The organism is Oceanicola sp. 22II-s10i, assembly GCF_002210105.1.
Lineage (GTDB): Bacteria > Pseudomonadota > Alphaproteobacteria > Rhodobacterales > Rhodobacteraceae > Pseudooceanicola.
In genome coordinates, this window is sequence record NZ_AQQU01000003.1 from 118,278 (window position 1) to 142,620 (window position 24,343).

Consider the following 24,343-nt stretch of genomic DNA (forward strand, 5'->3'; position numbering starts at 1 on the left):
TCAGGCGGCTTTCGTCAGGTCGGGCAGGGTTCCGCAGCCCTCGGCAAAGCGCAGCTTGGCCTCGGAGCGGTTCTGCAGTTCCTCCTGCGTCATGCCGTCGACCATCTCGGTCACGAGGAAACCCTCGGGCGTCACGTCGATCACGGCAAGGTCGGTGTAGACCCGCTTGACGCAGCCCTGACCGGTCAGTGGCATGGTGCAGGCGTCGAGCAGCCGCTTGTCGCCGTTCTTGGAGTTGTGCTGCATCATCACCCAGATGCGCTGTGCGCCCGCGGCAAGGTCCATGGCCCCGCCGACGGATGCGATCGGATCGTCGTCCGTCACGCTCCAGTTCGCCAGATCGCCGTTCGACGCCACCTGGTAGCCGCCGAGGCAGCACAGTTCCAGATGCCCGCCGCGGATAATGCCAAAGCTCATCGCGTGGTCGAAGATCGAGGCGCCGGTGATCATGGTGATCGGCTTCTTCCCGGCGTTCACGAGGCTCTCGTCTTCCTCACCTGCGGGGGGCGTCGGGCCCATGCCGAGGATGCCGTTTTCCGAATGCAGCAGGATGTCGCGGCCTTCGGGCAGGAAGTTCGCCACGCCCTCGGGCATCCCGATGCCGAGGTTGACGTGCCAGCCGTCCTGAATGTCCTGTGCCACGCGGGCGGCGATGCCTTCTCGGGTCAAGGGTGTCATGCAGCAATCCCCCATTCGTTCGCGGCGACGGGCCGCCATTGCACCAGTCGGTTCACGCAGACGCCGGGCGTCATGATGACGTTCGGGTCCATATCGCCCAGTTCGACGATGTGGCGTGCCTCGACTATCGTAGTCTTCGCGGCCATCGCCATCAACGGGGCGAAGTTGCGTGACAGATTCTTGTACATCAGGTTGCCCCAGCGATCCGCCTTCTCGGCATGGACAAAGGCATAGTCGGCATGAAGCGCCGTCTCAAGAACGTGGCCCTTGCCATTGAAATCACGGGTTTCCTTTCCTTCGCCCAGCTTCGTTCCGTAGGCCGTCGGCGTGAAGAACGCGGGGATGCCGCAGCCCGCCGCGCGAATCCGTTCGGCCATCGTGCCCTGCGGGTTCACCTCGACGGTGAGCGAACCGTCGCGCACCCAGGACGAGATCTCCTTGCCCAGATCACCGCGCGGGAAGGAACAGGTCAGGCGGCTGATCATCCGGTGCCGGAACAGCATCGCCAGCCCCTCGAACCCCGATCCGGCGTTGTTCGAAATGATGTGCAAGTCCTTGACGCCCTTGTCGATCAGGCCCTTCAGCAGCAGGTTGGGACGCCCCGCGTCCCCGAACCCCGACACCATGATCGACGCGCCGTCCTCGATCCCGTCAAGCGCCTCTTCCAGCGATTTGCATCTGCGATCCAGCATGGCTCCTCCCAAAACCGTTTGCCCGAAGGTCAAGCTTATTTACCGGCAGGTCAATACGTATTGACGCAAGCTGCCGGGCTTTCTAGCGTGTCCTAGAACGCAGAACAATTTTCCGCAACGCGGAATGACTATCCGTTGTCTGCGCAAGGGAGGAGAATAGTCGTGTCCGACACCAAGGTCACCATCCAAAAGGATGGCGAGGTCGCCGTCATTACCATCACAAACCCGCCTGTGAACGCGCTGTCCGGCGCTGTGCGGCAGGGGATCTGGGGGCATCTGCAGGATGCGCTTGCGGACGAGTCGGTCAAGGCGATTGTCCTTGCCGGCAGCGCGCGGGCGTTCTCCGGCGGGGCGGATATCACCGAATTCGGCAAGACCCCGGTGGAGCCGGGGCTGAACCCGCTGATCGACGGGATCGAGGCGGCCGACAAGCCGGTGGTCGCGGCGATCGAGGGTCTGGCCTTTGGCGGCGGGTTCGAGATCGCGCTCGGCTGTCATTACCGGGTGATGGGGCCCAAGGGCTCGCTCGGGCTGCCAGAGGTCAAGATCGGCCTGATCCCCGGCGCGGGCGGCACGCAGCGTCTGCCGCGTCTGATCGGCGCGACGGCCTCGCTCGCCCCGATCGTGACGGGCGATGCGATTTCGGCGGACGACGCGGTCAAGCTCGGCATCGCGGACAAGCTGATCGAGGGCGACATGCTGGCCGGGGCCGTGGCCTTCGCCAAAGACGTCGCCGACAAGCGCCCGCTGCGCCGGGTCTCGGAACTGGACGTGCCGGCGGGCGATGCGGAGGCGTTCGAGAAGGAGGCCAGCCGCCTGATCGCGCGCAATCGCAAGCTGCAGGCCCCGCAGGCCTGCGTCGAGGCGGTCCGCGCGTCGATGTCCCAGCCGTTCGCCGAGGGCATGAAGACCGAGCACGACATCTTCCACAGCCTGCGCGAGGGCGACGAGAGCAAGGCGCAGCGGCACCTGTTCTTTGCCGAACGCGCGGCGCTGAAGCTGCCGGGCGTGGACAAGGACGTGAAGCCGCGCAAGGTCGAGAAGATCGCCGTGCTTGGCGCGGGCACCATGGGCGGCGGCATCACCATGTCGATGGCCACCGGCGGCTATGACGTGACGATCATCGACCTGAACCCCGACAACCTGAAACGCGGCCTGGGGATCATCGAGAACAACTATCGCAAGACCGCCGCGCGCGGGGGCTTCACCGAGGCCGAGGTCGAGGATGCGCTGTCGCGCATCCACGGCGCGACCGATTTCGACGCCGTCAAGGACGCCGACATGGTGATCGAGGCGGTGTTCGAGAAGATGGAGCTGAAGAAGAAGATTTTCGCCGACCTCGACCGCCTGTGCAAACCGGGCTGCGTGCTGGCGTCGAACACCTCGTCGCTGGATATCGACGAGATCGCCAGCGTCACCTCGCGCCCCGAGGACGTGCTGGGGATGCATTTCTTCAGCCCCGCCAACGTGATGCGCCTGCTCGAGAACGTGAGGGGCGCCAAGACCGCCCCCGACGCGCTCGTCACCGCGAATACGGTCGGCAAGCAGGCGGGCAAGGTGCCGGTGACGGTCGGCAACTGCAACGGCTTCGTCGGCAACCGCATGGGTGCGGCCCGCGCGCGGCAGGTGCATGCGCTGATGCTGGAAGGCGCGATGCCCCAGCAGATCGACCGCGCCGCCAAGAACTTCGGCTTTGCCATGGGACCGCTGGCCACAAACGACCTGGCCGGGATCGACGTCGGCTGGCTGGTCCGCAAGGAACGCGGCGAGGTCATGCCGATCCACGACACGCTGGCCGAGATGGGCCGCCACGGGCAGAAGACCAAGCGCGGGTTCTACATCTACGAGGAAGGCTCGCGCGCCGGGGTGCCCGACCCCGAGGTCGAACAGCTGATCCGCAAGATCGCAGGCGAAAAGGGCTACACCCCGCGCGAGGTGTCCGACGAGGAGATCGTGGAGCGGCTGATCTTCGCCCTGATCAACGAGGGTTCGCAAATCCTCGAGGAGGGCTTTGCAAACCGCGCCAGCGACATCGACCTGATCTACATTTACGGCTTCGGCTTCCCCGTCTGGACCGGCGGCCCGATGAAATACGCCGACCGGCTGGGGCTCAGGACCGTGGCCGACAAGCTGGCGCAATATGCCGAGGTCTCGGGCATGGACGAGCTGAAGCCCAAGCCGCTGCTGGCCCGGCTCGCCGCCGAGCAGTCGAGCTTTGCCGACTACGACAAGACGCGCTGAGGGGAGGGGACGATGACCAACGCGACCCCGCTCTGGGCCACGCATTACATGCCGGGCGTCGACCCGCATTTCGTGCCCGAACAGGTCTGCCTGAACACGCTGCTCAAGCGTGCCTTCGACCAGTGGGCCGACATGACCCAGTTCGAATATTACGGCAAGACCTACACTTACGCCGAGATGCGCCAGTGGGCCGCCACCGTCGCCTCGGCGCTCAAGGCGGCGGGCATCAAGCGCGGCGACCGCGTCGCGCTGCACCTGCCGAACGCGCCGTGGCACCCGATCTTCTTCTTCGGCACGATGACGGCGGGGGCGGCGGTGACGCACCTCTCGCCGCTCGATGCGGAGCAGGAGATCGCGCACAAGGTGCATGACGTGGACGCCAAGATGGTGATCTCGCTCAGCACGCCGGAATTCGCGGGCCGGTTCCAGAACCTCGTGAAGGACAAGGACTTTCCGCCGGTCTACCTCTGCCCCGACCCGGTCTCGGCCGCTGGCCGGCCCTGTCCGGTCCCCGAGAGGATGCACGACGTGGCCGACCTGCTGGCAGGGCACGAAGGCGCCGCCTACGACCCGCCGACCATGGCGCTGGATGAAATCGCGCTGCTGCAGTTCACCGGCGGCACCACCGGCACGCCCAAGGCGGCGATGCTGACTCATGGCAACCTCTCGGCCTCCGAACAGACCTACTGCCACCTGTCGTCGGCGGATCCCGAGGCCGGACCGGGCCAGCCGGGGATGCTCTATGCGCCGCTGTTCCACATCATGGGCCTGACCTCGGCCATGCTGAAACGCACGATCGAGGGCGGCCAGATGCACCTGCGCCTGCGCTTCGACGCGGCCAGCGTGATCGACGACGTGGAGAAGTTCGGGATCGTGTCGCTCGGCGGTGTGCCGACGACGTGGATCGCGATCATGCAGCTGCCGAACATCGACAAGCGGAACCTCAGCTCGATCAAATACGTGGGCTCCGGCGGTGCGCCGCTGCCGCGCGAGGTGTTCAATCGGATCAAGCAGCTGACCGGGCTCAAGATCCGCGGTGGCTGGGGCATGACGGAAACCGCCTCAAACGGGACCAGCGTGCCCAAGGACTTCCCCGACAACAAGCTGGGCACCATCGGCATCCCGCTGCCGGGCATGGACATGGCGATCGTCGATCTGGAAGACCCGACCAAGCGCCTGCCCGTGGGCGAGACCGGCGAGATCATCATCAAGGGCCCCGCCGTCACGGTCGGCTACTGGCAGAAGCCGGAAGAGACGCGGGAGGCCTTTGTCGACGGCTACCTGCTGACCGGCGACATCGGCTACATGGACGATGACGGGTATTTCTACATCGTGGACCGGAAAAAGGACCTGATCCTGTCCGGCGGCTTCAACGTCTACCCGCTGACGATCGAGAACGCGATCCACCAGCACCCCGACGCGGCCGAATGCCTCGTGATCGGCGTGCCCGATCCGTATCGCGGAGAATCCGCCAAGGCTTTCGTGGTTCTGAATAAAGACGCCAAGGAGTTTACCCTGAACGAGCTACAGGGTTTTCTTGCCGACAAGTTGGGACGCCACGAAGTGCCGCGATTCCTCGAATTCCGGGCGGAACTGCCCCGGACATCGGTGGGGAAAGCGTCGCGGAAGATGCTGAAAGACGAAGAAAAAGCGAAACGACAAGCCGAAGCAGGCTGAGGAGGACATCATATGGAACTGAAATTCACCCCCGAGGAGGAAGCGTTCCGGCAGGAGGTGCGCGATTTCATCGACGCAAACCTGCCCGACGAGACCCGCGAATACATGAAGCTCGGCAACGCGCCGACCAAGGAAATGACCGTTCAGTGGCAGAAGACGCTGAACAAGAAGGGCTGGGCGACCCCGCGCTGGCCCGAGGAATGGGGCGGGCCGGGCTGGACCGTGACCCAGCAGTACATCTTCCAGCAGGAAAACCAGAGCGCCCCCGCGCCGGATCCGCTGGGCTTTGGCGTGAACATGGTCGGGCCGGTCATCATCCAGTTCGGCAACGAGGAGCAGAAGAAGCGTTTCCTGCCCCGCATCGCCAATATTGACGACTGGTGGTGCCAGGGCTTCTCGGAACCCGGTGCGGGCTCTGACCTTGCCGGCCTCAAGACCCGCGCGGTCAAGGAAGGCGACTACTGGATCGTCAACGGGCAGAAGACCTGGACCACGCTGGCGCAGCACGCCGACTGGATCTTCGCGCTGGTCCGGACCTCGAACGAGGGCAAGAAACAGGAAGGCATCAGCTTCCTGCTGATCGACATGAAGTCGCCCGGCGTCGAGGTGCACCCGATCCAGACGATGGACGGCGGGCACGAGATCAACTCGGTCTTCTTCACCGACGTGAAAGTGCCGGCCGAAAACATGGTGGGCGAGGTCAACAAGGGCTGGACCTATGCCAAGTTCCTGCTGGGCAACGAACGCCTCGGCGCGCCGCGCGTCGGCGCATCGCAGGCCAAGCTGAAGGAACTGAAGGAGATCGCGCAGAAGCGGATCGTCCGGGGCAAGCCGCTCTGGGATCATCCGCGGTTCCGCGACAAGTATGTCGAGGCGCAGATCGAACTGAAGGCGCTGGAAATGACCGTGATGCGCGTACTGTCGGGCATCGCCAACGGCGCGGACCAGTCCAAGCCCGATCCGGCGACCTCGGTCATCAAGATCAAGGGCGCGCAGATGGTGCAGCGCATGACCGAGCTCTACGTCGAAGCGGCGGGCGAGCAGGCGGCTCCCTGGATCGACGACGAGGGCGGCAACGCTCTGGTCGGTCCGGACTGGACCGTGCGCGCGGCGCCGAACTACTTCAACTTCCGTAAATCCTCGATCTATGGCGGCTCGGACCAGGTGCAGAAGGGCATCATTTCCAAGGCGATCCTCGGGCTGTAAGGGACTGACAACACAATGAACTTCGAACTGAACGACGAACAGCGGATGCTGTCGGAAAGCCTGACCCGCTTCCTGAACGACCGCTACGATTTCGAGAAACGCAAGAAATACGTCGCCATGGACGGCGGGTTCGATCCCGCCGTCTGGAAGAGCTACGCCGAGATGGGCCTGTTTGCCCTGCCGTTCTCCGAGGACGAGGGCGGGCTTGGCGGCACGGCCACCGACACCATGCTGGTGGCCGAGGCCATGGGCCACGCCATCACCGTCGAGCCCTGGCTCGAGGCGATGGTGATCGCGCCGGAACTGCTGAAAGCGGGCTCGGCCGAGCAGCGCGCCACGGTGGCCGAGGGCATCATCGGGGGCGAGATCGTGCCCGCCTATGCGCATCTCGAACCCGGCATGATCGAGCGTGACGAGTCGCTGAAGACGCAGGAAAACGGCGGCAAGCTGTCGGGAACCAAGACCGTGGTGGGCTTCGGCGAAGAGGCCGACGTGATCTTCGTCACCGCCGTGGACGGTGCGGGCAAGACCGGCATCTACATGGTCAGGAAGGGCGCGGACGGCATGGAAGCCCGCGGCTACCGCACGCAGGACGAACAGCGCGCGGCGGAACTGACCTTCGACGGCACCCCGGCCGAGAAGCTCAAAGGCGGCGTGGCGGCCGAAAAGGCCATCAGCTCTGCCGAGGCCAAGGCGCTGGCCGCCTCGATCGCCGAGTCGTTGGGCGCGATGGAAGAGGCGATCGACCTGACCGTCGAATACATCAAGGGCCGCGAACAGTTCGGCCGCCCCATCGGGACCTTCCAGGCGCTCCAGCACATCGCGGCGCAGGCCGTGGTGGAAAAGGAGCAGGTCAAGTCGATGGCGATGTATGCCGCGCTGATGTGCGAGGACGAGAACGAGGAAAACCGCGATCTCGCCATGTCCACGGCCAAGGTCAAGATGTGCGACAGCTCGCGCTTTGTCGGCCAGATGTCGATCCAGCTGCACGGCGGTGTCGGCATGACGATGGAATATTCCATCGGGCGCTACTTCAAGCGGCTGACGATGCTGGAAATCGCATGGGGTGACCGGGACTTCCACATGGATCGTCTCTGCGCCGCGGGCGGGTTGGCTGCCTGATAGCGGGGAGGGGGGCCAGCCCCCCGCCGCGGCCCGTTGGGCCGCGACTCCCCCCGGAGTTTATCGGGCCAGATGAAGCAGGGGGCGGGGTGATCCGCCCCCGGCGGGTTTTACAGGGAGAGCAGGGATGGAACTGGATCAGGCGATGCACGACCGGCGGTCGATCCGCGGGTTTCAGGACAAACCGGTGCCGAGGGCGCTGATCGAGGAATTGATCTCGCTCGCGATCCGGGCGCCGTCCTCGATGAACACGCAGCCATGGCACATGCATGTGCTGACGGGCGAGCCGCTGCGCCGCGTGCGCGAGGGGAACACCGAGCGGATGCTGGCGGGGGTGCCGCCCAAGCGGGAGATTCCGAGCCACGGCAAGTATGAGGGCATCCACCGCGACCGGCAGGTCGAGATCGCCAAGATGCTGTTCGCGGCCATGGGGATCGAACGGCACGACGCCGATGCGCGGCAGGACTGGGTGATGCGCGGCTTCCGCCAGTTCGACGCACCGGTGTCCATCGTCGTGACCTACGACCGGTCGCTGAACGACCATGGCCCCGTCGCGATCTTCGACGCGGGTGCGGCGGTCTATGGCCTCGTGCTGGCGGCATGGAGCCGGGGGCTGGGCTGCGTCATCAACGGGCAGGGGATCATGCAGTCCCCGGTGGTCCGCGAAAGCGCCGAGATCCCCGAGGACGAGGTCATCCTGACCTGCGTCGCGCTCGGCTGGCCGAACGAGGATTTCGCGGCCAACGACGTGAAATCGCTCCGCCGCCCGATCGAGGAGGTCGCGACCTTCCAGGGGTTCGACTGACCCGTCAGATGCCCTGCACCATCCGCGCCTTGCGGGTGGATGTCAGCTTCATCCCCGGATCGGCCAGCTTGCCCTCGGACCCGACCCAGGCATAGGCCAGCAGGCAGGGTTCAAGCTCCGCCGTGGTGATCCTGTGCTCGTCGCCGGGCCGGTTCAGGATCAACGAGCCGGGGGCGTGCACCGCAACCTCGTTCTCGGACCAGTCGCCTGAGACGGAGATGTAGCTCTCCTCGATCTCCTTGTGGGAATGCTGCGGATAGGTGGTGCGCGGCGCGAAGAGGACGAAGCCGAGGATCAGCCGCTCGGCCTTCACCGGTCCGCGCGGCCCCAGCACCTCGCAATAGGCGTATTTCTGCGCCAGCGCCTTCGGCACCTTCTCGTAGCCGTATTCCCAAGTCAGCTTGTCCGCCACCCGGCTCAGCGCGCGGCCCAGTCCGGCGACCGCCCCGCGCTCGGCCTTGTCGAAGGCGCGGTTGAGGTAGGCGGTGACGGGTTTCTCTTGGGGGGCCCGTGCGACCAGCTCGGGGTTCGCGTCGATGATCGCCGCCAGCGTGTCGCGCACCTTTTTCCGGTGGCTGCGGATCGGGCGGCTGCCCCCGGCCGAGCCGAAGCGGTAGAGCGCCTCGAACTCGCGCAGCAGGAACAGCCAGTCGGGCCGGTCCATCAGGCGGGTGATCGTTTCGGGTGCGGGGGAGCTGTCGTTGGGCATCGGGCCGGTCCGTCTTGCGTGCCGGCCGAGGAAACCACAGCCCGTGCCCTGCGCAAAGCCCTGTCAGCGGGGTTTCGCCCGGACCCCGATCTCGTCCAGTATCTTCTCGATCCCCGCCGGTGCGCGGCTGCCCGCCGCTTCGGACTTCAGCCGGTCGAAGACCACGCGCAGCGCCGCCTTCTCCTCCGGCCCGCAGTCGTTCCAGGGCCGCCCCTGCAGGCCCATGACAAGCGCGTAGAACCCGATGAAATGCGGCATGCCCCCGGCGCGGAGATAGGCGAGATAGGCGGCCTCGGCCCCCATCTGCCGTATCTCGTCGGCGCTGGTGATCCCGGCGCGGTGGAAATCCTCCGCCGTCGCCGGGCCGATGTTGCGGATGGCGGTGACAGGCTCCGCCATCTGGGTCAGATCTGCCGGACCGCGCCCTTGGCCGCCGAGGTCGTCAGGGCCGCATAGGCCTTGAGCGCGCTCGACACCTTGCGCTTGCGCGGCTTGGCCGGGACCCAGCCCTTGGCCTCCTGCGCCTCGCGGCGGGCGGCCAGCGTGGCGTCGTCGACGGCAAGGTTGATCGTGCGGTTCGGGATGTCGATCTCGATCAGGTCGCCATGCTCGACCAGCCCGATCAGGCCGCCCTCGGCCGCCTCGGGCGAGACGTGGCCGATGGACAGGCCCGAGGTGCCGCCCGAGAAGCGCCCGTCGGTGATCAGGGCGCAGTCTTTGCCGAGGCCCTTCGATTTGAGGTAGGAGGTCGGGTAGAGCATCTCCTGCATCCCCGGCCCGCCGCGCGGCCCCTCGTAGCGGATCAGCACCACGTCGCCCGCCTTGACCTTGCCGGTCAGGATGTCGCTGACGGCGTCGTCCTGGCTCTCGACCACATAGGCGGGGCCCGAGAACTTCAGGATCGAATCGTCGACGCCCGCCGTCTTCACGATGCAGCCTTCCTCGGCCAGGTTGCCGAAGAGCACGGCCAGACCGCCGTCCTGGCTGAAAGCGTGTTCCTTGCTGCGGATCACGCCACCCTCGCGGTCGAGGTCGACGTTCTTGTAGCGCCGGTCCTGGCTGAACGCGACCTGCGTCGGCACGCCGCCGGGGGCCGCCGAGTAGAACTCGTGCACCGAGTTGGACTGCGTCTGCGCGATGTCCCACTGTTTCAGCGCCTCGCCGAGGCTGGCGGCATCGACCCGCGGCACATCGGTGTGCAGCAGGCCCGCGCGGTCCAGTTCGCCCAGGATCGCCATGATCCCGCCGGCGCGGTGAACGTCCTCCATGTGCACGTCGCTCTTGGCGGGTGCGACCTTGCACAGGCAGGGCACGCGGCGCGACAGGCGGTCGATGTCGGTCATGGTGAACTCCACCTCGCCCTCGATCGCGGCGGCCAGCAGGTGCAGCACGGTGTTGGTCGATCCGCCCATGGCGATGTCGAGGCTCATTGCGTTCTCGAAGGCCTCGAAGGTCGCGATGTTGCGGGGCAGGGCGGTCACGTCCTCCTGCTCGTAGTAGCGGCGGCAGAGGTCGACGACGAGGTGCCCCGCCTCCACAAACAGCCGCTTGCGGTCCGCATGCGTGGCCAGTGTCGAGCCGTTGCCGGGCAGCGACAGGCCGAGCGCCTCGGTCAGGCAGTTCATCGAGTTGGCGGTGAACATGCCGGAACAGGAGCCGCAGGTCGGGCAGGCGGCCTGCTCGATTTCCTTGACCTGCTCGTCGGAGTACTTGTCATCGGCGGCGGCGACCATCGCGTCGATCAGGTCGAGCGCGTGTTCCTTGCCCTCGATCACCACCTTGCCGGCCTCCATCGGTCCGCCAGAGACGAAGACGCAGGGGATGTTCAGCCGCATCGCCGCCATCAGCATGCCGGGGGTGATCTTGTCGCAGTTCGAGATGCAGACCATCGCGTCGGCACAGTGGGCATTCACCATGTACTCGACCGAGTCGGCGATGATCTCGCGCGAAGGGAGCGAATAGAGCATCCCGTCATGGCCCATGGCGATCCCGTCGTCGACGGCGATGGTGTTGAACTCCTTCGCGACACCGCCCGCCGCCTCGACCTCGCGCGCCACAAGCTGGCCCAGGTCCTTGAGGTGGACATGGCCGGGCACGAACTGGGTGAAGCTGTTGCAGATGGCGACGATCGGCTTGCCGAAGTCGCCGTCCTTCATGCCGGTCGCGCGCCAGAGGCCGCGGGCACCGGCCATGTTGCGGCCATGGGTGGATGTGCGGGAACGGTAATGGGGCATCTCAATCCTCCTGAACTTGATACCCCCATAAATGAAACGCGCGGCCTAGGCCATGCCCAAGCCGCGCGTGCTGAGACCCGAGGGAAAGGTCAGCGTCTCAGATATCCGCCCAGTCGGTGAACTGCCGGGGCGCCGCGGGGGCGCTCGGCTGGGCCGCGGGGGCCGGCTGTGCCTGCTGGGGCTGCGACGGCTGCGGCTGCACGGTCGGGGCTTTGGGGGTCGTCATGATCTCTGTCACACTGTCTGCTCTCGCGGCTGATCCGCGATCACCGCGCATCTGCGCTTCGGCCATGACAAAAGCAAGCCCCCGCAGATCACGTCCCCGCGCGGGCTGTGGCGCCGCCGCCTCAGGCGGCAGGGCCCCGCCGAAACGGGCTCACGAAATGTGTCAGATCGCGACCGCCGACAGCCGCTCGCGCCACCGCGCCGCCATGTCCTTCAGCGCCCGCGCACGGGCCACGCCCGGCGTCTCGGGATCGAGCTCTTCCAGCCGTTCGAACACCACGCCATCCGCCCCGTGCGCATCCCATGCCGCCTGCAGCGACCGGTGCGGATTGCCGCCCTGCCGCAGCGTGAACAGCACCCGGTTCTCGATGGTCGCCAGGTCCGGCGCACTGCCCACCCAGACCTCGCCCGAGGCCGCACAGCGCAGCGCATAGACACCCGCCGCCTTCGGCACCTCCTGCCAGGCCGCCACCGCCGCCTTGCGCTCCGACTTGCTCACCATCGCACGATCCCCTGCTTCATCTGGCCCGCTAAACTCCGGGGGAGTCGCGGCCACAGGCCGCGACGGGGGCAGCGCCCCCAGTCCGACATCCCCGCAAGACGCCGACGGCCCCGGAAAGCCCGGCCTCCCATCTTCATCTTGCCCGAAATATGCCGGGGGGTGTGGGGGGCAGCGCCCCCCACCTGCGGCGCGGGCCCCGCCCGCGCAACGTCACTTCTTCCAGCCGAGCTGTCCGCACAGCCGCTGCTGCGCCGCCTCGAACTCGTCCGCCAGCCGGTCGATCAGCACCGACGCCGGAACGACCTCCTTGACCATCCCGATGCCCTGTCCGGACCCCCAGATGTCCTTCCACCGCTTGCCCTTCGACCCTTCGCCCGAGCCGAAGTTCATCTTGGACGGGTCGGCCTGCTCCAGCGCGTTCGGGTCCATGCCGGCCCGCGCGATGGAGGGCTTCAGGTAGTTCCCCCAAACCCCGGTGAAGAGGTTCGAATAGACGATGTCCGACGCCCCGTGCTGGGTGATCATCTCCTTATAGCCCTCGACCGCATTGGCTTCCTCGGTCGCGATGAAGGCCGTCCCGGCATAGCCGCCGTCCGCCCCCATGGCGAGCGCCGCCAGCAGCGAATCGCCCTTGGCGATGGCCCCCGACAGGTAGAGCGGCCCGTCGAACCACTCCCGGATCTCCTGCACCAGCGCGAAGGGCGACAGCGCCCCGGCGTGACCGCCGGCCCCGGCGGCAACGGCGATCAGCCCGTCCGCGCCCTTCGAGATCGCCTTGCGGGCGAACATGTCGTTGATGATGTCGTGCAGCACGATGGCGCCAACCGAATGCGCGGCCTCGTAGACCCATTCCTGCGCGCCGAGCGAGGTGATCCAGACCGGCACCTTGTGCTTGACGCAAAGCTCCACGTCCCGCTCCAGCCGCGCGTTCGTGCGGTGCACGATCTGGTTCACCGCGTAGGGCGCGGCGGGGGCGTCCGGATTCGCCTGGTTGTAGGCGTCGAGTTCCTCGTTCAGCCGGACCAGCCACTTCTCCAGCTCGATCTCCTCGCCCTCCTTCTCGCGCGCGTTCAGCGCGGGGAACGAGCCGACGACGCCGGACTTGCACTGGGCCAGAACGAGGTCGGGGTTCGAGATGATGAAAAGCGGGCTGCCGATCAGCGGGATGCGCAGCTTTTCCAGCACGGCTGGTACGGTCATTCAGGGTCCTCCCTTGGTCATTCGCCATGCGGAAAGACATTCCGGCGGCGATCGCGACCACCCTATCGGCCCGGACCGGAGGCGCAATCGCTAGTTCGCCGGTTTCCCGTCCGTGGCAGTCCGAAGCGCGCGAGTCGCCGCAACGTCAATCCCGCCATCGGCATCCAGCACGACCGAGAACAGCGTCCGCGCCGCCTCGGCGGAATAGTAGCCAAGCCGCACATCCTCCGCGACCGCCTCGGGATCACGGGTCGCCGGATCGCCCCAGCCCCCGCCACCGGGGGTCCTGACATGGACAACGTCGCCGGGCCCCAGCGGGATGTCCTGTTCCTTGGACAGGTGCGGCGGCACATGGGCCACGCCGTCCCGGATCACCTCCACCCGGTTCACCCCGCCATCGCCGCCGCCAAGGGCGCCCTGCGGCCCGACCCGCCCGTGATCCATGACGAAGCTCGCCCGCGCCGCGCCCCGACGCAGTTCCAGCGCGTAGTCCAGCCCGAAGCCGCCCCGCTGCGCACCCGCGCCGCCCGACCCCTCGTGCAGCGCGTAGTGGTGGTAGAGCACCGGAAAGGCCTGCTCCATGATCTCCACCGGCGGCGCCTTGGAGATCCCGATGGTCGAGCACCCGTTCGACAGCCCGTCGTGATCCGCATTGCCGCCGTAGCCGCCGCCCGACAGCTGGTACATCACGAAATCCCGCCCGCGCTCCGGATCGTGCCCGCCGAGGGCGAAGTTCCCGCTGGTGCCCGCCGGGGCGGCCGTGCAGCGGTCGGGCAGGGCGGGGGCCAGCGCGGCAAAGACCGCCTCCGCGATCCGCTGGCTCACCTCCGCCGCGCAGCCCGACACGGGCCGGGGATAGCGCGCGTCGAGGAAGGTGCCCTCGACCCCCGTCACCGTCAGCGGCTCGAACGCGCCCGCGCTGATCGGCACCTCGGGGAATATGTGCCGCATGGCGAGGTAGACCGAGGACAGCGTCGTCGCCATGACCGAATTCATCGGCCCGGTGCAGGGGGGCGAGGATCCGGCGAAGTCGAAGACCAGCCCGTCGCCCGCGCGCGTCACCGCCAGCCGGATCGCCAGCGGCGTGTCCACGACACCGTCGCTGTCCACCCAGGCCACGCTCTCGTGCCGCCCCTCGGGGATCTGCGCCACGAAGGCGCGCATCTGCTGCGCCGCCCGCGCGCGCAGCTCCGCGATGGCCCCGCGCACCGTGTCGTCACCGTAGCCGTCGAGCAGGGCGGTCAGCCTTTCCGCGCCCACCTCCAGCGCGGCGGCCTGCGCCTGCACATCGCCGATCCGCTGATCCGCCACCCGGATGTTGGAGCAGATGATCGCGTAGATCTCCGGGTCCAGCACGCCTTGCTTGAACAGCCGAACGGGCGGCAGCCGCAGTCCTTCCTGTTCGACACTCGTGGCAGAGGCCGAGAACCCGCCCGGCACCGCGCCGCCGGTATCCGGCCAGTGCCCGGTGTTCGACAGCCAGCAGAAGATCTCGCCGTCGCGGTAGAACGGTTTCGCGAACCGCACGTCCATAAGGTGCGTGCCGCCGAGGTAGGGATCGTTGACGATATAGATGTCGCCCGGCTGCGGCGCGGGGGTCAGCCCGTCGCGGATCCGCTCCACCAGAACCCGCGTCGAATATTGCATCACGCCGACGAAGACCGGCAGGCCGCCGGCCCCCTGCGCGATCAGCGCGCCGTCGGTGGCGTAGATGCCGTCGGACCGGTCGTTCGCCTCGGCGATCACGGGCGAGAAGGCGGCGCGGGAAAAGGCGAGGTCCATCTCGTCGCAGACCTGCTGCAGCCCCGCCTGGATGACGGACAGGGTGATCGGATCTAGCGTCATGACCGGCCCTCCGCAGGGCGGGGTTCAACTCTCGATACACATGGTGATGAAGCAGCGAGCCCTGCATGGACGCTAAATTCGGCGCGAGACCGAAGCGCAATCGACATGATACAGACGTGTCCCGACCCCATCACACCGCCCCTCCGACCGTCACCACGATGTTCCCGATCCCGTCTCCCGCGGCCCGGTCGCCCGGCGGGATCAGGATCGTCGTGTCCATCTGTTCCAGCACCGCCGGTCCCTCGATCACCGCATCGAGGGGCAGCGCCTCGCGCCGGTAGACTGGGGTGTCGTGCCATACACCGTCGAACATCACCTGACGCCGCTCCCTCAGCGCCGCCGCGACAGTATCCAGCCGACCCTCCGGGTCGATCAGCGTCGACAGATCCAGCGCGGGGCGTTGACCGATGACCGAGCAATTGGCGTTCACGACGACCGCGCGGATCGTCTCCAGCCGCACCCGGAAGCGGTTCCAGTAGACCTCTTCGAACCGCGCCTGCAGGGCCTCCCGCGTCACCTCCGGGACATCAAGATCGACCCGCAACATATGTGTCTGTCCCAGAAACTGCATGTCGAGCGACCAGATCGCGCGCACGCCGTCGAGCGCGACGCTCTCCCTGCCGACCAACGCGCGCCCCTCGGCCTCCTGCGCCCGCAGCACCCGGGCCAGTTCGTTCATGTCCAGCGTGTCGAGCGGCCGGTTCACCGTCGTGACGAAGTCATGCCGCAGGTCCGCCACCACGCAGCCGAGCGCGTTTGTGATCCCCGGCCGGGCTGGGATCAGCACCCGTGGCACCCCCAATTCCCGCGCCAGCGCGCAGGCATGCAGCGGCCCGGCACCACCGAAGGCGAACAGGGCGAAATCGCGCGGATCGGCGCCCAGAGACACCGAGACCATCCGGATCGCGCCCGCCATCTTCACATTCGCCATCCGCACCACGGCCTCGGCTGAGCTTTCCACGCTAACCCCCAGAGGTCGCGCAAGTTTCTCATCGAAGACACGCCGCACATGCTCCAGCGTCACGCCGCCCTCGACGGACTTCAGCCGGCCCGGATCGAGCCGTCCGAGGATCAGGTTCGCGTCCGAAATCGTCGGGGCTTCGCCGCCACGACCGTAACAGATCGGCCCCGGCACCGCGCCCGCGCTCTCCGGCCCGACCTCGAGCAGACCGGCGGCGTTCACCCGCGCGATCGATCCGCCGCCCGCACCCACGGTGCGCACGTCGACCATCGGCACGTGGATCGGCATCGCGTATTCGACCTCGATCTCGTTCGACACCGCCGGCTGCGCCCGCCGGATCAGCGCCACGTCGGTCGAGGTGCCGCCCATGTCGTAGGTGATCAGGTCCTCCATCCCCGCCGCGCGCCCCGTGACCGCCGCCGCCATCACGCCCGACGCGGGGCCCGACATCACCGTCTTGGCCGCCTCCCGCGCGACGCGCGAGGCCGAGACCATGCCGCCGTTCCCGTTCATCACCAGCAGGTCGCCGCGATAGCCGCCGCCCCGCAATTCTCCCGCGAGCCTGGACACGTAGCGTTCCAGGAGCGGCTGGACCGAGGCATTGACGGCCGCCGTCACCCCGCGTTCGAACTCTCGGCTTTCGGACAACAGGGCGTGGCCCAGCGTGACGTGATCGTTCGGCCAGAGCCGGGCCAGAATCTCGCCTGCGCGCAGTTCATGCGCGGGGTTCGCGTAGGCGTGCAGGAAATGCACGACGACCGAGACGCATCCCGCCGCGATTAGCCGCTCCGCCGCCGCCGCCAGCGCGTTTTCGTCCAGCGGTGTCACGACGCGGCCCTGCGCGTCCATCCGCTCGGGCACCTCCAGCCGCAGGTCGCGTGGGATGACGGGGCGGAATTCGCCTTTCATTCCGTAGGCTTGCGGGCGCGTCCTGCGGCCCAGTTCCAGCACGTCCCGAAAGCCCGCCGTGGTGATCAGCCCGGTCCGGGCCAGCTTGCGCTCCAGCACCGCGTTGGTCGTGGTCGTGGTCCCGTGCACGATCAGCCCGACGCGGGACAGATCGGCCCCGGCCTCGTTATGCGCCGCGATCACGCCGCGCGCCTGGTTGTCGAGCGTGGTCGGCACCTTGGCCAGACGCACGGCGCCGGTGGCCGGGTCCATGAGAATCAGGTCGGTGAAGGTTCCGCCGACATCGACGCCGACGACCTGATCGGACATGGGGAGCCTCGCTTTGTTGGTATGCAAATGATTTGCGCGGGGCGGGGGTGCTGTCAATCCGGGGTTTCATCCGGTGTCATTGGCATCGACCGATGGTACCGGTGTCGACCCCCGGGGGCTCTGCCCCCGGACCCCCGAAGTATTTGTGACCAGAAGAAGCAGGGGACGATTTGTCTCTGGCACCGGCGGCGGGAACGGGGATGATGCGGACATGCGCATTGTCCTGATCTTCCTTGGTCTTCTGCTGCCCGGACGGGCATTGGCCCACACGTCGGAAGGCGCCTTCGTGCTGCTGCTGCCGACCGGGCATTACATCGCGGGGGGCGTGGCGACCGTTGCCGTGACCGTTCTGCTGATGGCCCTGCTGCCCGCCCGGCGGGCCGAGGCGATTTTCCGGCCCGTGCCCCTGCACCGTGTCGGGCGCAGGGGGCGGAGACCCTGGCCGAGCCTGCTCAGCCTGCTGGTGCTGCTCTGCGCGCTGTGGATGGGGCGGACGGGCAGCCAAGACCCGACGATCAATGCGCTGCCGCTGCTGGTCTGGACGGGGTTCTGGCTGTTTCTGGTGTCGCTGCAGGCGGTTGTCGGCGACATCTGGCGCGTGCTGAATCCGTGGACCGGCCTCTGGGCGCTGGCGGGGCGGCGGGCGTGGCTGAACTATCCGCGCGGGTTGGGGCGCTGGCCGGGGCTGGTGTCGCTGATGGCCTTCGCCGCCTTCCTGCTGGCCGACATCGCGCCGGCCGCGCCGGAGCGTCTTGCGCTCGCGGCGGGGGGCTACTGGGCGTTTCACATGGCGGGCACGCTGATCTTCGGGCTGCGCTGGCTGCTGAGCGCCGAGGCGCTGACGATCCTCATGCGCGCCTATGCCGGGCTGGCCCCCGTCGGCCGGAGGCGAGGGCGGCGGTCGCTGGGGCTGCCCGGATGGCGCTGGATGGCGCGGCCCGCGCCGCCGATGGCGCTGGCGGTCGTCATGATCGCGCTGCTCGGGATCGGGAGCTTCGACGGCATCAACGAGACCTTCTGGTGGCTGGCGCGGATCGGGATGAACCCGCTGGAGTTCACCGGGCGTTCGGCGGTCACGATCCAGACGCTGACCGGGCTGTTCCTGTCCGTCGGGCTGCTGGTCGCCGTCTTTGCCGCCACGCTGCAGACGGGGATGATACTGGCCGAGGGCGAGGAGGGCGGCGCCGGCCGGGGCGGGCTGGCCCATGCGTTCCGCGTCTTTGCGCCGACGATCCTCCCGATCGCCATCGCCTACCACGTCGCGCATTACCTGACCGCGATGCTGGTCGAGGGGCAGTACCTGGCGCTCTACCTCAACGACCCGTTCCGGCAGGGCTGGCACCTGCTGGGGATCGAGGCGCGGCACGTGACGACCGGGTTCTTCAACACGCGCGCCACCGTTCAGGTGATCTTCCTCGCGCAGGCCGGGACGGTGGTTCTGGGGCACGTTCTGGCGATCCTGATGGCGCATGTCCTCGCGCTGCGGCTCTACGGAGACGGGCGCCGCGCGCTGCTGTCGCAACTGCCGCTTGCCGCTTTCATGATCGCCTACACGCTTTTCGGGCTCTGGCTGCTCGCTTCGCCGCGCGGGGCATGACCCGCGCGGCAATTTTCTGGACAACTCGTTTGTGTGCATACAGACTTTCAGCACGTCCCCCGGCTAGAGGGGACCAGTCACAACAGGGAAGACCGTCATGACCAAGTCCATCGACCGCCCCCAGTCCGCCTCGCGCCGCTCCGCACTCAAGACGCTCGGCGCGGCCGGCGCCGCCGCGACGCTGCCGCTCTGGGCGCGCTATACGAACGCGCAGACCGCCGAGCCGATCCGCATCGGGTTCCAGAAGCACGTCACGGGAATCGGCGCCGCCTATGGCCGCTGGTATGACCGCACCAGCCAGGCGGCGGTCGCCAAGATCAATGCCGAGGGCGGCATCAACGGCCGCATGATCGAGCTGGTCACCGAGGATGACGGCACCGATCCCAAGCGCGGCGCGGAAGTGCTGGAGAAATTCGCCAACCAGTCGAACTGCGACGTCGCCTTCGGGACGCTGTTCAGCCACGTCGTCATCGGCTCCGCCCCCCGCGCGGGCGAGCTGAAGCTGCCCTATTTCGTCGTCTCCGAAGGGCACCACGTCGCCTCGGGCATGCTGAACCGCTGGACCTTGCAGCCGGGCATCACGGACGTGAAGAGCCAGGTTCAGGCGATGGCGCCCTTCGTCAGCAACAATCTCGGCAAGAAGGTCACGATGATCTTCCCCGACTTCGCCTTCGGTCACGATCACCGCGACTACTTCTCCAAGGCGATCGAGGCGCAGGGCGGGCAGGTGCTGGAGATGATCGCCATCCCGCCGACCGAGACCTCGTTCACCAAGTATTTCCCCAAGATCCCGCGCGACACCGAGGTGATCTATCACGTGATGGTCGGCCCTGCCGTGCTGACCTTCGTCAAGGAAATGGGCGAGTTCTTCGGCCCCTCGCGGCCCGAGATCTTCGGCTTCATCGACTCGCTGGAGGCGGTGGACCTGTCCTCGCCCGGCCTCGATTTCCTCGAAGGCACCTATTTCTGGGAGGGGATGCCCCGCTACCTGCAGCCGGACGCTGCGGATTACGTCAAGAGCTACCGCGACGCGGTCGGCGTGGACGAGAACGGGGCGAGCACCGAGGACGCGAAGGACGTGTCGACGGCGGCCCACATGTTCGGATGCTGGGAGACGCTGCACATCATCAAGGCGGGGATGGAGGCCAGCGGCTATTCCGGCCCCGGCGACCGCCAGGCGCTGGTCGAGGCGGTCGAGGCGATGACCGACATGCCCGCCGGGATCGAGCATCCGCAGGGGGCCAAGGTCTTCAACGGCAAGACGCACCAGGTCTTCGGCTCGCAATACATCAGCCAGGTCGAGGGCGGAAAGTTGATCGTCAAGCACACCGCCTCGATCGAGGACACGCTCTATCCGGACGAGGTGGATTACACCACGCAGAGCTTCTGATATCGGACAGCCGCCCCGCCCGGATCTCTGGGCGGGGCGCTTGACGCGGGCGGCATAAGCGTCGCCGCGTAACACTCAGGGAACAATATGGAATTCGGCCCCTACCTGATGCTGGCCATGCTTGAGGGCGCGGTGCTGGCCGCTGTCCTTGCGCTCATGGCTTCGGGCCTGTCGCTGACCTTCGGCGTGATGCGCGTGGTCAACGTGGCGCATGGCGAGTTCTACATGCTGGGCGCGGTCATGGCATGGTTCGTGGCGCATCTGGTGGGCGGCGGCGCGGCTATTGCGTTCATCGCGGCGGCGGTGATCGCGCCGCTGGCGGTCGGGGCGATGGCGGCGGCGGCGGACATGACGATCCTCAAGCGGATCGACTATGATCCCGAACGCACCATCGTGGCCACCATCGGCCTGCTTTACGTCATCCAGCAGGTCACGCTGATGACCTACGGCGCCGACGCGCGGCCGGTGGAGCCGCCGTTCAACAGCCGTATCGCGCTGCCATGGTTCGAATGGGGCGAGGAGGGGCTGGCGCTCTACTATCCGTGGGGGCTGTCCACGACATCCTACAAGCTCTTCGTGATCGCCGCGGCGGCGGTTCTGATCCTTGCCGTGCGTCTGTTCATGACGCGGACCAAGGCCGGTCTGATCATGCGCGCGACGCAGCTCGACAGCGAGATGGCGACGGCTTTCGGCATTCCGGTCGAACGGGTCTATGCGGCGGTCTTCGGGATCGGCGCGGGGCTTGCGGCGCTGGCGGGGGTGCTGATCGTGCCGGTCCAGCAGGCGCATTACCTGATGGGGGGCGACGCGCTGCTCTTGTCCTTCATCGTGGTCATCATCGGCGGGCTTGGCTCGATGGCGGGCACCATCGTCGCGGCGATCCTGATCGGGATGTCGGACGGGATCATCTCGGTCTTCTTCTCGCCGACGCTGGCCAAGATCCTCGCCACGCTGCTGGTCGCGCTGGTGTTGGTATTCCGGCCGCAGGGCCTGTTCGGGAGCCGCCCGAGATGAGCCGCAGCCTGATCCTGCACCTCGGACTGATCGCGGTCCTCTTCGCGCTGAACTTCGTCCTGCCGCCCTATGCGCATGGCAATATCGCGCGGGTCATGACGCTGGCGGTCTATGCCATCGGCTACAACATCGCCTTCGGGTACACCGGGCTGCTGTCGCTGGGTCACGCTATGTTCTTTGCCGCCGGGATGTATGGCGCGGGGCTGCTGCTCCGGTTCACGGACATGGGCGCTCTTCCGGCCTATGCGGCCGGCCTCGCCGCCGGTGGCGCGCTGGCGCTGGCGGTCGGGCTGCTGGCGCTCAGGACGGCGGGTGTGTCGTTCATGATCGTGACGCTGATGTTCAGCCAGGCGGTCTACCTCGCCATCCTCTATTTCGGCGAGTGGACGCGGGGCGACGAAGGTTTCGTCATCGCGAGCGCCGACCGGATGATCGCGGGCGTCGACCTCGCCGCGCCGCAGGCGCGCTACCTCGTGGCCTGGGGGCTGTTCTCGGTGGCTCTGATGTTCCTGCTGTGGCTGGTGCGCCGTCCCTCGGGCCGGGTCTTTGTCGCGATCCGCGAGAACGAGGACCGTGCGCGGCTGCTCGGTTATGACACCTTCCGGCTCAAGCTGCTGTCGCTGGTGATCTCGGGTGTGATCTCCGCCGCCTCGGGCGCGGCCTATGCGATCCTCTTCGGCTATGCGGGGGCGAGTTTCGCGGGGGTGCAATACTCGATCTTCCCAATGCTCTGGGTGCTGCTCGGCGGCGCGGGGACGGTGATCGGGCCGTTCCTCGGCACGCTCTTCATGTTCTACCTGATCGACCTGTCCTCGGGCCTGACCGACGCCTACATGCTGATCGCGGGCGTGGCGCTGATCGGCCTCACGCTGTTCGCGCCGCAGGGCATCGCGGGCGAGATCCGGCGGCGGTTCTGGAAGGACCTGCCATGAGCACGATCCTGTCCACACGCGGGCTGTCCCGCTCCTTCGCCGGGCTGCGCGCGGTGCACGAGGTGGATTTCGACCTGCCGCAGGGCGAGATCCGCGCGCTGATCGGGCCGAACGGGGCGGGCAAGACGACCTTCGTGTCGATGCTGATCGGCCGCCTGCCGCCGTCCTCGGGCCAGATCAGTTTCGACGGGCGCGACGTCACGCGCCTCTCCGCACCCGAACGTGTACGGCTCGGCATGGCCTACACGTTCCAGATCACCTCGGTCTTTTCGCGTTTGTCGGCGCATGAGAACGTCGCGCTCGCCGCCCGCCGGCGGCTCGGCACGGACGCGGCTGCGGTCGAGGCGGAAGTCGCCGGCGCGCTGGAGCGGACGGGGCTGAGCGGGCGCGGCGGGGAGGTGGCCGAGGATCTGTCCTACGGGCACCAGCGCCTGCTGGAGATCGCCATGGGCCTCGCGCAAAGGCCGCGGCTGATGATCCTCGACGAGCCGACGCAGGGTCTGGCCGAGAGCGAGATCGAGAGCTTCAAGGCGCTGATCCGCGATCTGGCGCGCGAGACGACGATCCTGCTGATCGAGCACAACATGGCCGTGGTCATGGCGCTGGCGCAGCGGATCACCGTGCTGAACTTCGGCGAGGTGCTGGCCGAGGGGACACCGGAGGAGATCCATGCCAACCCGGAGGTTCAGGCGGCCTATCTCGGGACGGGAGGGGCCGATGTGTGACCGGGCGCTCCGCTGGACCCGCATGCCTTCTGGCTGGGGGCGGAAGTTAGATTTCATGCCTCCGGCGGAAGTATTTTCGGCCAGAGGAAGCAGGGGAACCGGTTCCGGCTTCCTCTGGCCCCAAATATCCCCGCCGGAGGCTGCGCCCCCGGGCGCATCCGGACGCGACGGAGGCCGCAAGTGCTGAGGATCGAGGGACTGACCGCCGGATACGGGGCCGCGACCGTGTTGCGCGACCTGACGCTCAGCGCCGCGCCGGGGCGGATCACCTGCCTGATGGGGCGCAACGGGGCGGGCAAGACGACGACGCTCAAGGCGATCATGGGGCTGGTGCGGCCGCAGGCGGGGCGCATCCAGCTGGACGATACTGTCATCTCCGACCTGTCGCCGCACAGGGTGCCGGCGCAGGGGATCGGCTATGTCCCGCAGGGGCGGCGGCTCTTCGGCGAGTTGAGCGTGGCGCAGAACCTGAGGGTCGGGCTGATGACGCGTGGCAGCGGGGCCGAGGTGCAGGAGGAGGTGCTGGACCTGTTCCCGCGCCTGCGCGAGCGGATGGGGCAGCGGGCGGACACGCTGTCGGGGGGCGAGCAGCAGATGCTGGCCACCGCGCGGGCGCTCTGCCTGCGCCCGCGTCTGCTGCTGCTGGACGAGCCGACCGAAGGGCTCCAGCCCTCGATGATCGAGGCGATCCGGCAGGTGATCCTGACACTGCGCGACCGTGGCGCCGCCGTGTTGCTGGTCGAACAGCGGATCGACGCGGTGCTGGCGATGGCGGACCATGTCCACTTGATCGAGAACGGTCGCAACCTCGAGGATTTCGACGCGGCCCAGCTGACCCGCGCGCCGGACCGGCTGCGGCGGCACCTCGGGGTCTGATCCTCAGCCGAGCCGGGCGAGCAGGTCGAGGAACTGGCGCTGTTCGTCCTGCGACAGCGGCGAGAGGGTTTCATCGGACACCGCGAGCCCTTCGTCCACCAGCCGCTCGAACAGGGTCTGCCCGGTGGCGGTCGCCGACAGGATCATCCGCCGCCGGTCGTCGGGATCGGGCGCGGCGGTCACCAGCCCCTTGGCCCGCAGCCGGTCGGCGACGCCCTTGATCGTCGCCGCATCCATCGCCACCGCACGGCCGAGCGCGTTCTGCGACAGCGGTCCGATCTCGCAGAGCCGGGCGAGGGCCGCGAATTGCGTCGGCGTCAGCGCCGGGATATGGGCCGCGAAGATCGCGAGGTGGCGCTGGTTCGCCCGGCGCATCAGGTAGCCGACCTGTGCGTCCAGAGAGTAGGCCGGTTGTGTCATCGCTCGCGCTCTCCAGTCCGGCGCCGCTTGACAGGGTGGGTCCGCGGCGCTCACAATCCGTTTGTACACCAACA

General features: G+C 67.5%; 21 protein-coding genes. 11 read left to right on the top strand and 10 right to left on the bottom strand.

The genetic code is table 11. The features are described from left to right. Both ATO6_RS10710 and ATO6_RS10715 read right to left on the bottom strand, forming a co-directional pair. Nucleotides 1-678 (bottom strand): 3-oxoacid CoA-transferase subunit B, encoded by a 678-nt coding sequence (locus tag ATO6_RS10710; RefSeq protein ID WP_088623991.1) that lies wholly within the window; start codon nucleotides 676-678, stop codon nucleotides 1-3. Continuing rightward, nucleotides 675-1,370 (bottom strand): 3-oxoacid CoA-transferase subunit A, encoded by a 696-nt coding sequence (locus tag ATO6_RS10715; RefSeq protein ID WP_088623992.1) that lies wholly within the window; start codon nucleotides 1,368-1,370, stop codon nucleotides 675-677. The genes ATO6_RS10710 and ATO6_RS10715 overlap by 4 nt, the downstream gene beginning before the upstream one ends. Nucleotides 1,371-1,532: 162 nt before the next feature. On the opposite strand from ATO6_RS10715, the gene ATO6_RS10720 reads away from it, so the two are divergent. The 5 genes from ATO6_RS10720 (at nucleotide 1,533) to ATO6_RS10740 (ending at nucleotide 8,421) form a co-directional block, all read left to right on the top strand. Then, nucleotides 1,533-3,611 carry a 3-hydroxyacyl-CoA dehydrogenase NAD-binding domain-containing protein gene (locus tag ATO6_RS10720; RefSeq protein ID WP_088623993.1) on the top strand — a complete coding sequence of 693 codons (2,079 nt, stop codon included), beginning with the start codon at nucleotides 1,533-1,535 and terminating at the stop codon, nucleotides 3,609-3,611. 12 nt (nucleotides 3,612-3,623) lie between these two features. Further along, nucleotides 3,624-5,288, top strand: a complete 1,665-nt coding sequence (locus ATO6_RS10725; RefSeq protein WP_088623994.1) for an AMP-binding protein — start codon at nucleotides 3,624-3,626, stop codon at nucleotides 5,286-5,288. A 12-nt stretch (nucleotides 5,289-5,300) separates the two neighbouring features. After that, complete coding sequence (locus tag ATO6_RS10730) at nucleotides 5,301-6,494, top strand: acyl-CoA dehydrogenase family protein (protein ID WP_088623995.1); 1,194 nt, start codon at nucleotides 5,301-5,303, stop codon at nucleotides 6,492-6,494. A gap of 15 nt (nucleotides 6,495-6,509) precedes the next feature. Beyond that, complete coding sequence (locus tag ATO6_RS10735) at nucleotides 6,510-7,616, top strand: acyl-CoA dehydrogenase family protein (RefSeq protein ID WP_088623996.1); 1,107 nt, start codon at nucleotides 6,510-6,512, stop codon at nucleotides 7,614-7,616. A gap of 127 nt (nucleotides 7,617-7,743) precedes the next feature. Beyond that, the gene (locus ATO6_RS10740; RefSeq protein ID WP_088623997.1) at nucleotides 7,744-8,421 is read left to right on the top strand and encodes a nitroreductase; all 678 of its coding nucleotides are present in this window, start codon (nucleotides 7,744-7,746) and stop codon (nucleotides 8,419-8,421) included. Nucleotides 8,422-8,425: 4 nt separating this feature from the next. Here the strand turns inward: ATO6_RS10740 and ATO6_RS10745 are convergent, their stop codons facing one another. From ATO6_RS10745 to ATO6_RS10780, 7 genes are all read right to left on the bottom strand, one after another. Beyond that, nucleotides 8,426-9,130 carry a dimethylsulfonioproprionate lyase family protein gene (locus ATO6_RS10745; protein WP_088623998.1) on the bottom strand — a complete coding sequence of 235 codons (705 nt, stop codon included), beginning with the start codon at nucleotides 9,128-9,130 and terminating at the stop codon, nucleotides 8,426-8,428. A 63-nt stretch (nucleotides 9,131-9,193) separates the two neighbouring features. After that, nucleotides 9,194-9,529 (bottom strand): TfoX/Sxy family DNA transformation protein, encoded by a 336-nt coding sequence (locus tag ATO6_RS10750; protein ID WP_088623999.1) that lies wholly within the window; start codon nucleotides 9,527-9,529, stop codon nucleotides 9,194-9,196. A gap of 5 nt (nucleotides 9,530-9,534) precedes the next feature. Continuing rightward, a complete protein-coding gene (ilvD, locus tag ATO6_RS10755; RefSeq protein ID WP_088624000.1) occupies nucleotides 9,535-11,364 on the bottom strand; it encodes a dihydroxy-acid dehydratase in 1,830 nt (609 codons plus the stop codon). A gap of 388 nt (nucleotides 11,365-11,752) precedes the next feature. After that, entirely contained in the window at nucleotides 11,753-12,091 is a 339-nt protein-coding gene (locus tag ATO6_RS10765; RefSeq protein ID WP_088624002.1) for a GIY-YIG nuclease family protein, read from the bottom strand. 210 nt (nucleotides 12,092-12,301) lie between these two features. Beyond that, nucleotides 12,302-13,291 (bottom strand): nitronate monooxygenase family protein, encoded by a 990-nt coding sequence (locus tag ATO6_RS10770; protein ID WP_088624003.1) that lies wholly within the window; start codon nucleotides 13,289-13,291, stop codon nucleotides 12,302-12,304. Nucleotides 13,292-13,381: 90 nt separating this feature from the next. Beyond that, nucleotides 13,382-15,136, bottom strand: a complete 1,755-nt coding sequence (locus ATO6_RS10775; RefSeq protein WP_088624004.1) for a hydantoinase B/oxoprolinase family protein — start codon at nucleotides 15,134-15,136, stop codon at nucleotides 13,382-13,384. Nucleotides 15,137-15,266: 130 nt separating this feature from the next. Next, entirely contained in the window at nucleotides 15,267-17,315 is a 2,049-nt protein-coding gene (locus ATO6_RS10780; RefSeq protein WP_088624005.1) for a hydantoinase/oxoprolinase family protein, read from the bottom strand. 211 nt (nucleotides 17,316-17,526) lie between these two features. On the opposite strand from ATO6_RS10780, the gene ATO6_RS10785 reads away from it, so the two are divergent. The 6 genes from ATO6_RS10785 (at nucleotide 17,527) to ATO6_RS10810 (ending at nucleotide 23,849) form a co-directional block, all read left to right on the top strand. Then, nucleotides 17,527-18,912 carry a hypothetical protein gene (locus ATO6_RS10785; RefSeq protein WP_088624006.1) on the top strand — a complete coding sequence of 462 codons (1,386 nt, stop codon included), beginning with the start codon at nucleotides 17,527-17,529 and terminating at the stop codon, nucleotides 18,910-18,912. A 97-nt stretch (nucleotides 18,913-19,009) separates the two neighbouring features. Beyond that, the gene (locus ATO6_RS10790) at nucleotides 19,010-20,302 is read left to right on the top strand and encodes an ABC transporter substrate-binding protein (protein ID WP_088624007.1); all 1,293 of its coding nucleotides are present in this window, start codon (nucleotides 19,010-19,012) and stop codon (nucleotides 20,300-20,302) included. Nucleotides 20,303-20,389: 87 nt separating this feature from the next. Continuing rightward, complete coding sequence (locus ATO6_RS10795; protein WP_088624008.1) at nucleotides 20,390-21,316, top strand: branched-chain amino acid ABC transporter permease; 927 nt, start codon at nucleotides 20,390-20,392, stop codon at nucleotides 21,314-21,316. After that, entirely contained in the window at nucleotides 21,313-22,248 is a 936-nt protein-coding gene (locus ATO6_RS10800; RefSeq protein ID WP_088624009.1) for a branched-chain amino acid ABC transporter permease, read from the top strand. Before ATO6_RS10795 ends, ATO6_RS10800 begins: the two co-directional genes overlap by 4 nt. Further along, nucleotides 22,245-22,973, top strand: coding sequence for an ABC transporter ATP-binding protein (locus ATO6_RS10805; RefSeq protein ID WP_088624010.1), 729 nt, complete (start codon nucleotides 22,245-22,247; stop codon nucleotides 22,971-22,973). Before ATO6_RS10800 ends, ATO6_RS10805 begins: the two co-directional genes overlap by 4 nt. Nucleotides 22,974-23,153: 180 nt before the next feature. Next, the gene (locus ATO6_RS10810) at nucleotides 23,154-23,849 is read left to right on the top strand and encodes an ABC transporter ATP-binding protein (RefSeq protein ID WP_088624011.1); all 696 of its coding nucleotides are present in this window, start codon (nucleotides 23,154-23,156) and stop codon (nucleotides 23,847-23,849) included. Nucleotides 23,850-23,852: 3 nt separating this feature from the next. Here ATO6_RS10810 and ATO6_RS10815 read toward each other — a convergent pair whose 3' ends face one another. Continuing rightward, nucleotides 23,853-24,269, bottom strand: coding sequence for a MarR family winged helix-turn-helix transcriptional regulator (locus ATO6_RS10815; protein WP_088624012.1), 417 nt, complete (start codon nucleotides 24,267-24,269; stop codon nucleotides 23,853-23,855). Nucleotides 24,270-24,343 lie beyond the last annotated feature (74 nt).

Excerpts from the sequence above, each read along its gene's own strand:
- ATO6_RS10710 (WP_088623991.1), bottom strand. The coding sequence starts at position 678 with ATGACACCCTTGACCCGAGAAGGCATCGCCGCCCGCGTGGCACAGGAC.
- ATO6_RS10715 (WP_088623992.1), bottom strand. The coding sequence starts at position 1,370 with ATGCTGGATCGCAGATGCAAATCGCTGGAAGAGGCGCTTGACGGGATC.
- ATO6_RS10725 (WP_088623994.1), top strand. The coding sequence starts at position 3,624 with ATGACCAACGCGACCCCGCTCTGGGCCACGCATTACATGCCGGGCGTC.
- ATO6_RS10730 (WP_088623995.1), top strand. The coding sequence starts at position 5,301 with ATGGAACTGAAATTCACCCCCGAGGAGGAAGCGTTCCGGCAGGAGGTG.
- ATO6_RS10735 (WP_088623996.1), top strand. The coding sequence starts at position 6,510 with ATGAACTTCGAACTGAACGACGAACAGCGGATGCTGTCGGAAAGCCTG.
- ATO6_RS10740 (WP_088623997.1), top strand. The coding sequence starts at position 7,744 with ATGGAACTGGATCAGGCGATGCACGACCGGCGGTCGATCCGCGGGTTT.
- ATO6_RS10745 (WP_088623998.1), bottom strand. The coding sequence starts at position 9,130 with ATGCCCAACGACAGCTCCCCCGCACCCGAAACGATCACCCGCCTGATG.
- ATO6_RS10750 (WP_088623999.1), bottom strand. The coding sequence starts at position 9,529 with ATGGCGGAGCCTGTCACCGCCATCCGCAACATCGGCCCGGCGACGGCG.
- ilvD (WP_088624000.1), bottom strand. The coding sequence starts at position 11,364 with ATGCCCCATTACCGTTCCCGCACATCCACCCATGGCCGCAACATGGCC.
- ATO6_RS10765 (WP_088624002.1), bottom strand. The coding sequence starts at position 12,091 with ATGGTGAGCAAGTCGGAGCGCAAGGCGGCGGTGGCGGCCTGGCAGGAG.
- ATO6_RS10770 (WP_088624003.1), bottom strand. The coding sequence starts at position 13,291 with ATGACCGTACCAGCCGTGCTGGAAAAGCTGCGCATCCCGCTGATCGGC.
- ATO6_RS10775 (WP_088624004.1), bottom strand. The coding sequence starts at position 15,136 with ATGACGCTAGATCCGATCACCCTGTCCGTCATCCAGGCGGGGCTGCAG.
- ATO6_RS10780 (WP_088624005.1), bottom strand. The coding sequence starts at position 17,315 with ATGTCCGATCAGGTCGTCGGCGTCGATGTCGGCGGAACCTTCACCGAC.
- ATO6_RS10785 (WP_088624006.1), top strand. The coding sequence starts at position 17,527 with ATGCGCATTGTCCTGATCTTCCTTGGTCTTCTGCTGCCCGGACGGGCA.
- ATO6_RS10790 (WP_088624007.1), top strand. The coding sequence starts at position 19,010 with ATGACCAAGTCCATCGACCGCCCCCAGTCCGCCTCGCGCCGCTCCGCA.
- ATO6_RS10795 (WP_088624008.1), top strand. The coding sequence starts at position 20,390 with ATGGAATTCGGCCCCTACCTGATGCTGGCCATGCTTGAGGGCGCGGTG.
- ATO6_RS10800 (WP_088624009.1), top strand. The coding sequence starts at position 21,313 with ATGAGCCGCAGCCTGATCCTGCACCTCGGACTGATCGCGGTCCTCTTC.
- ATO6_RS10805 (WP_088624010.1), top strand. The coding sequence starts at position 22,245 with ATGAGCACGATCCTGTCCACACGCGGGCTGTCCCGCTCCTTCGCCGGG.
- ATO6_RS10815 (WP_088624012.1), bottom strand. The coding sequence starts at position 24,269 with ATGACACAACCGGCCTACTCTCTGGACGCACAGGTCGGCTACCTGATG.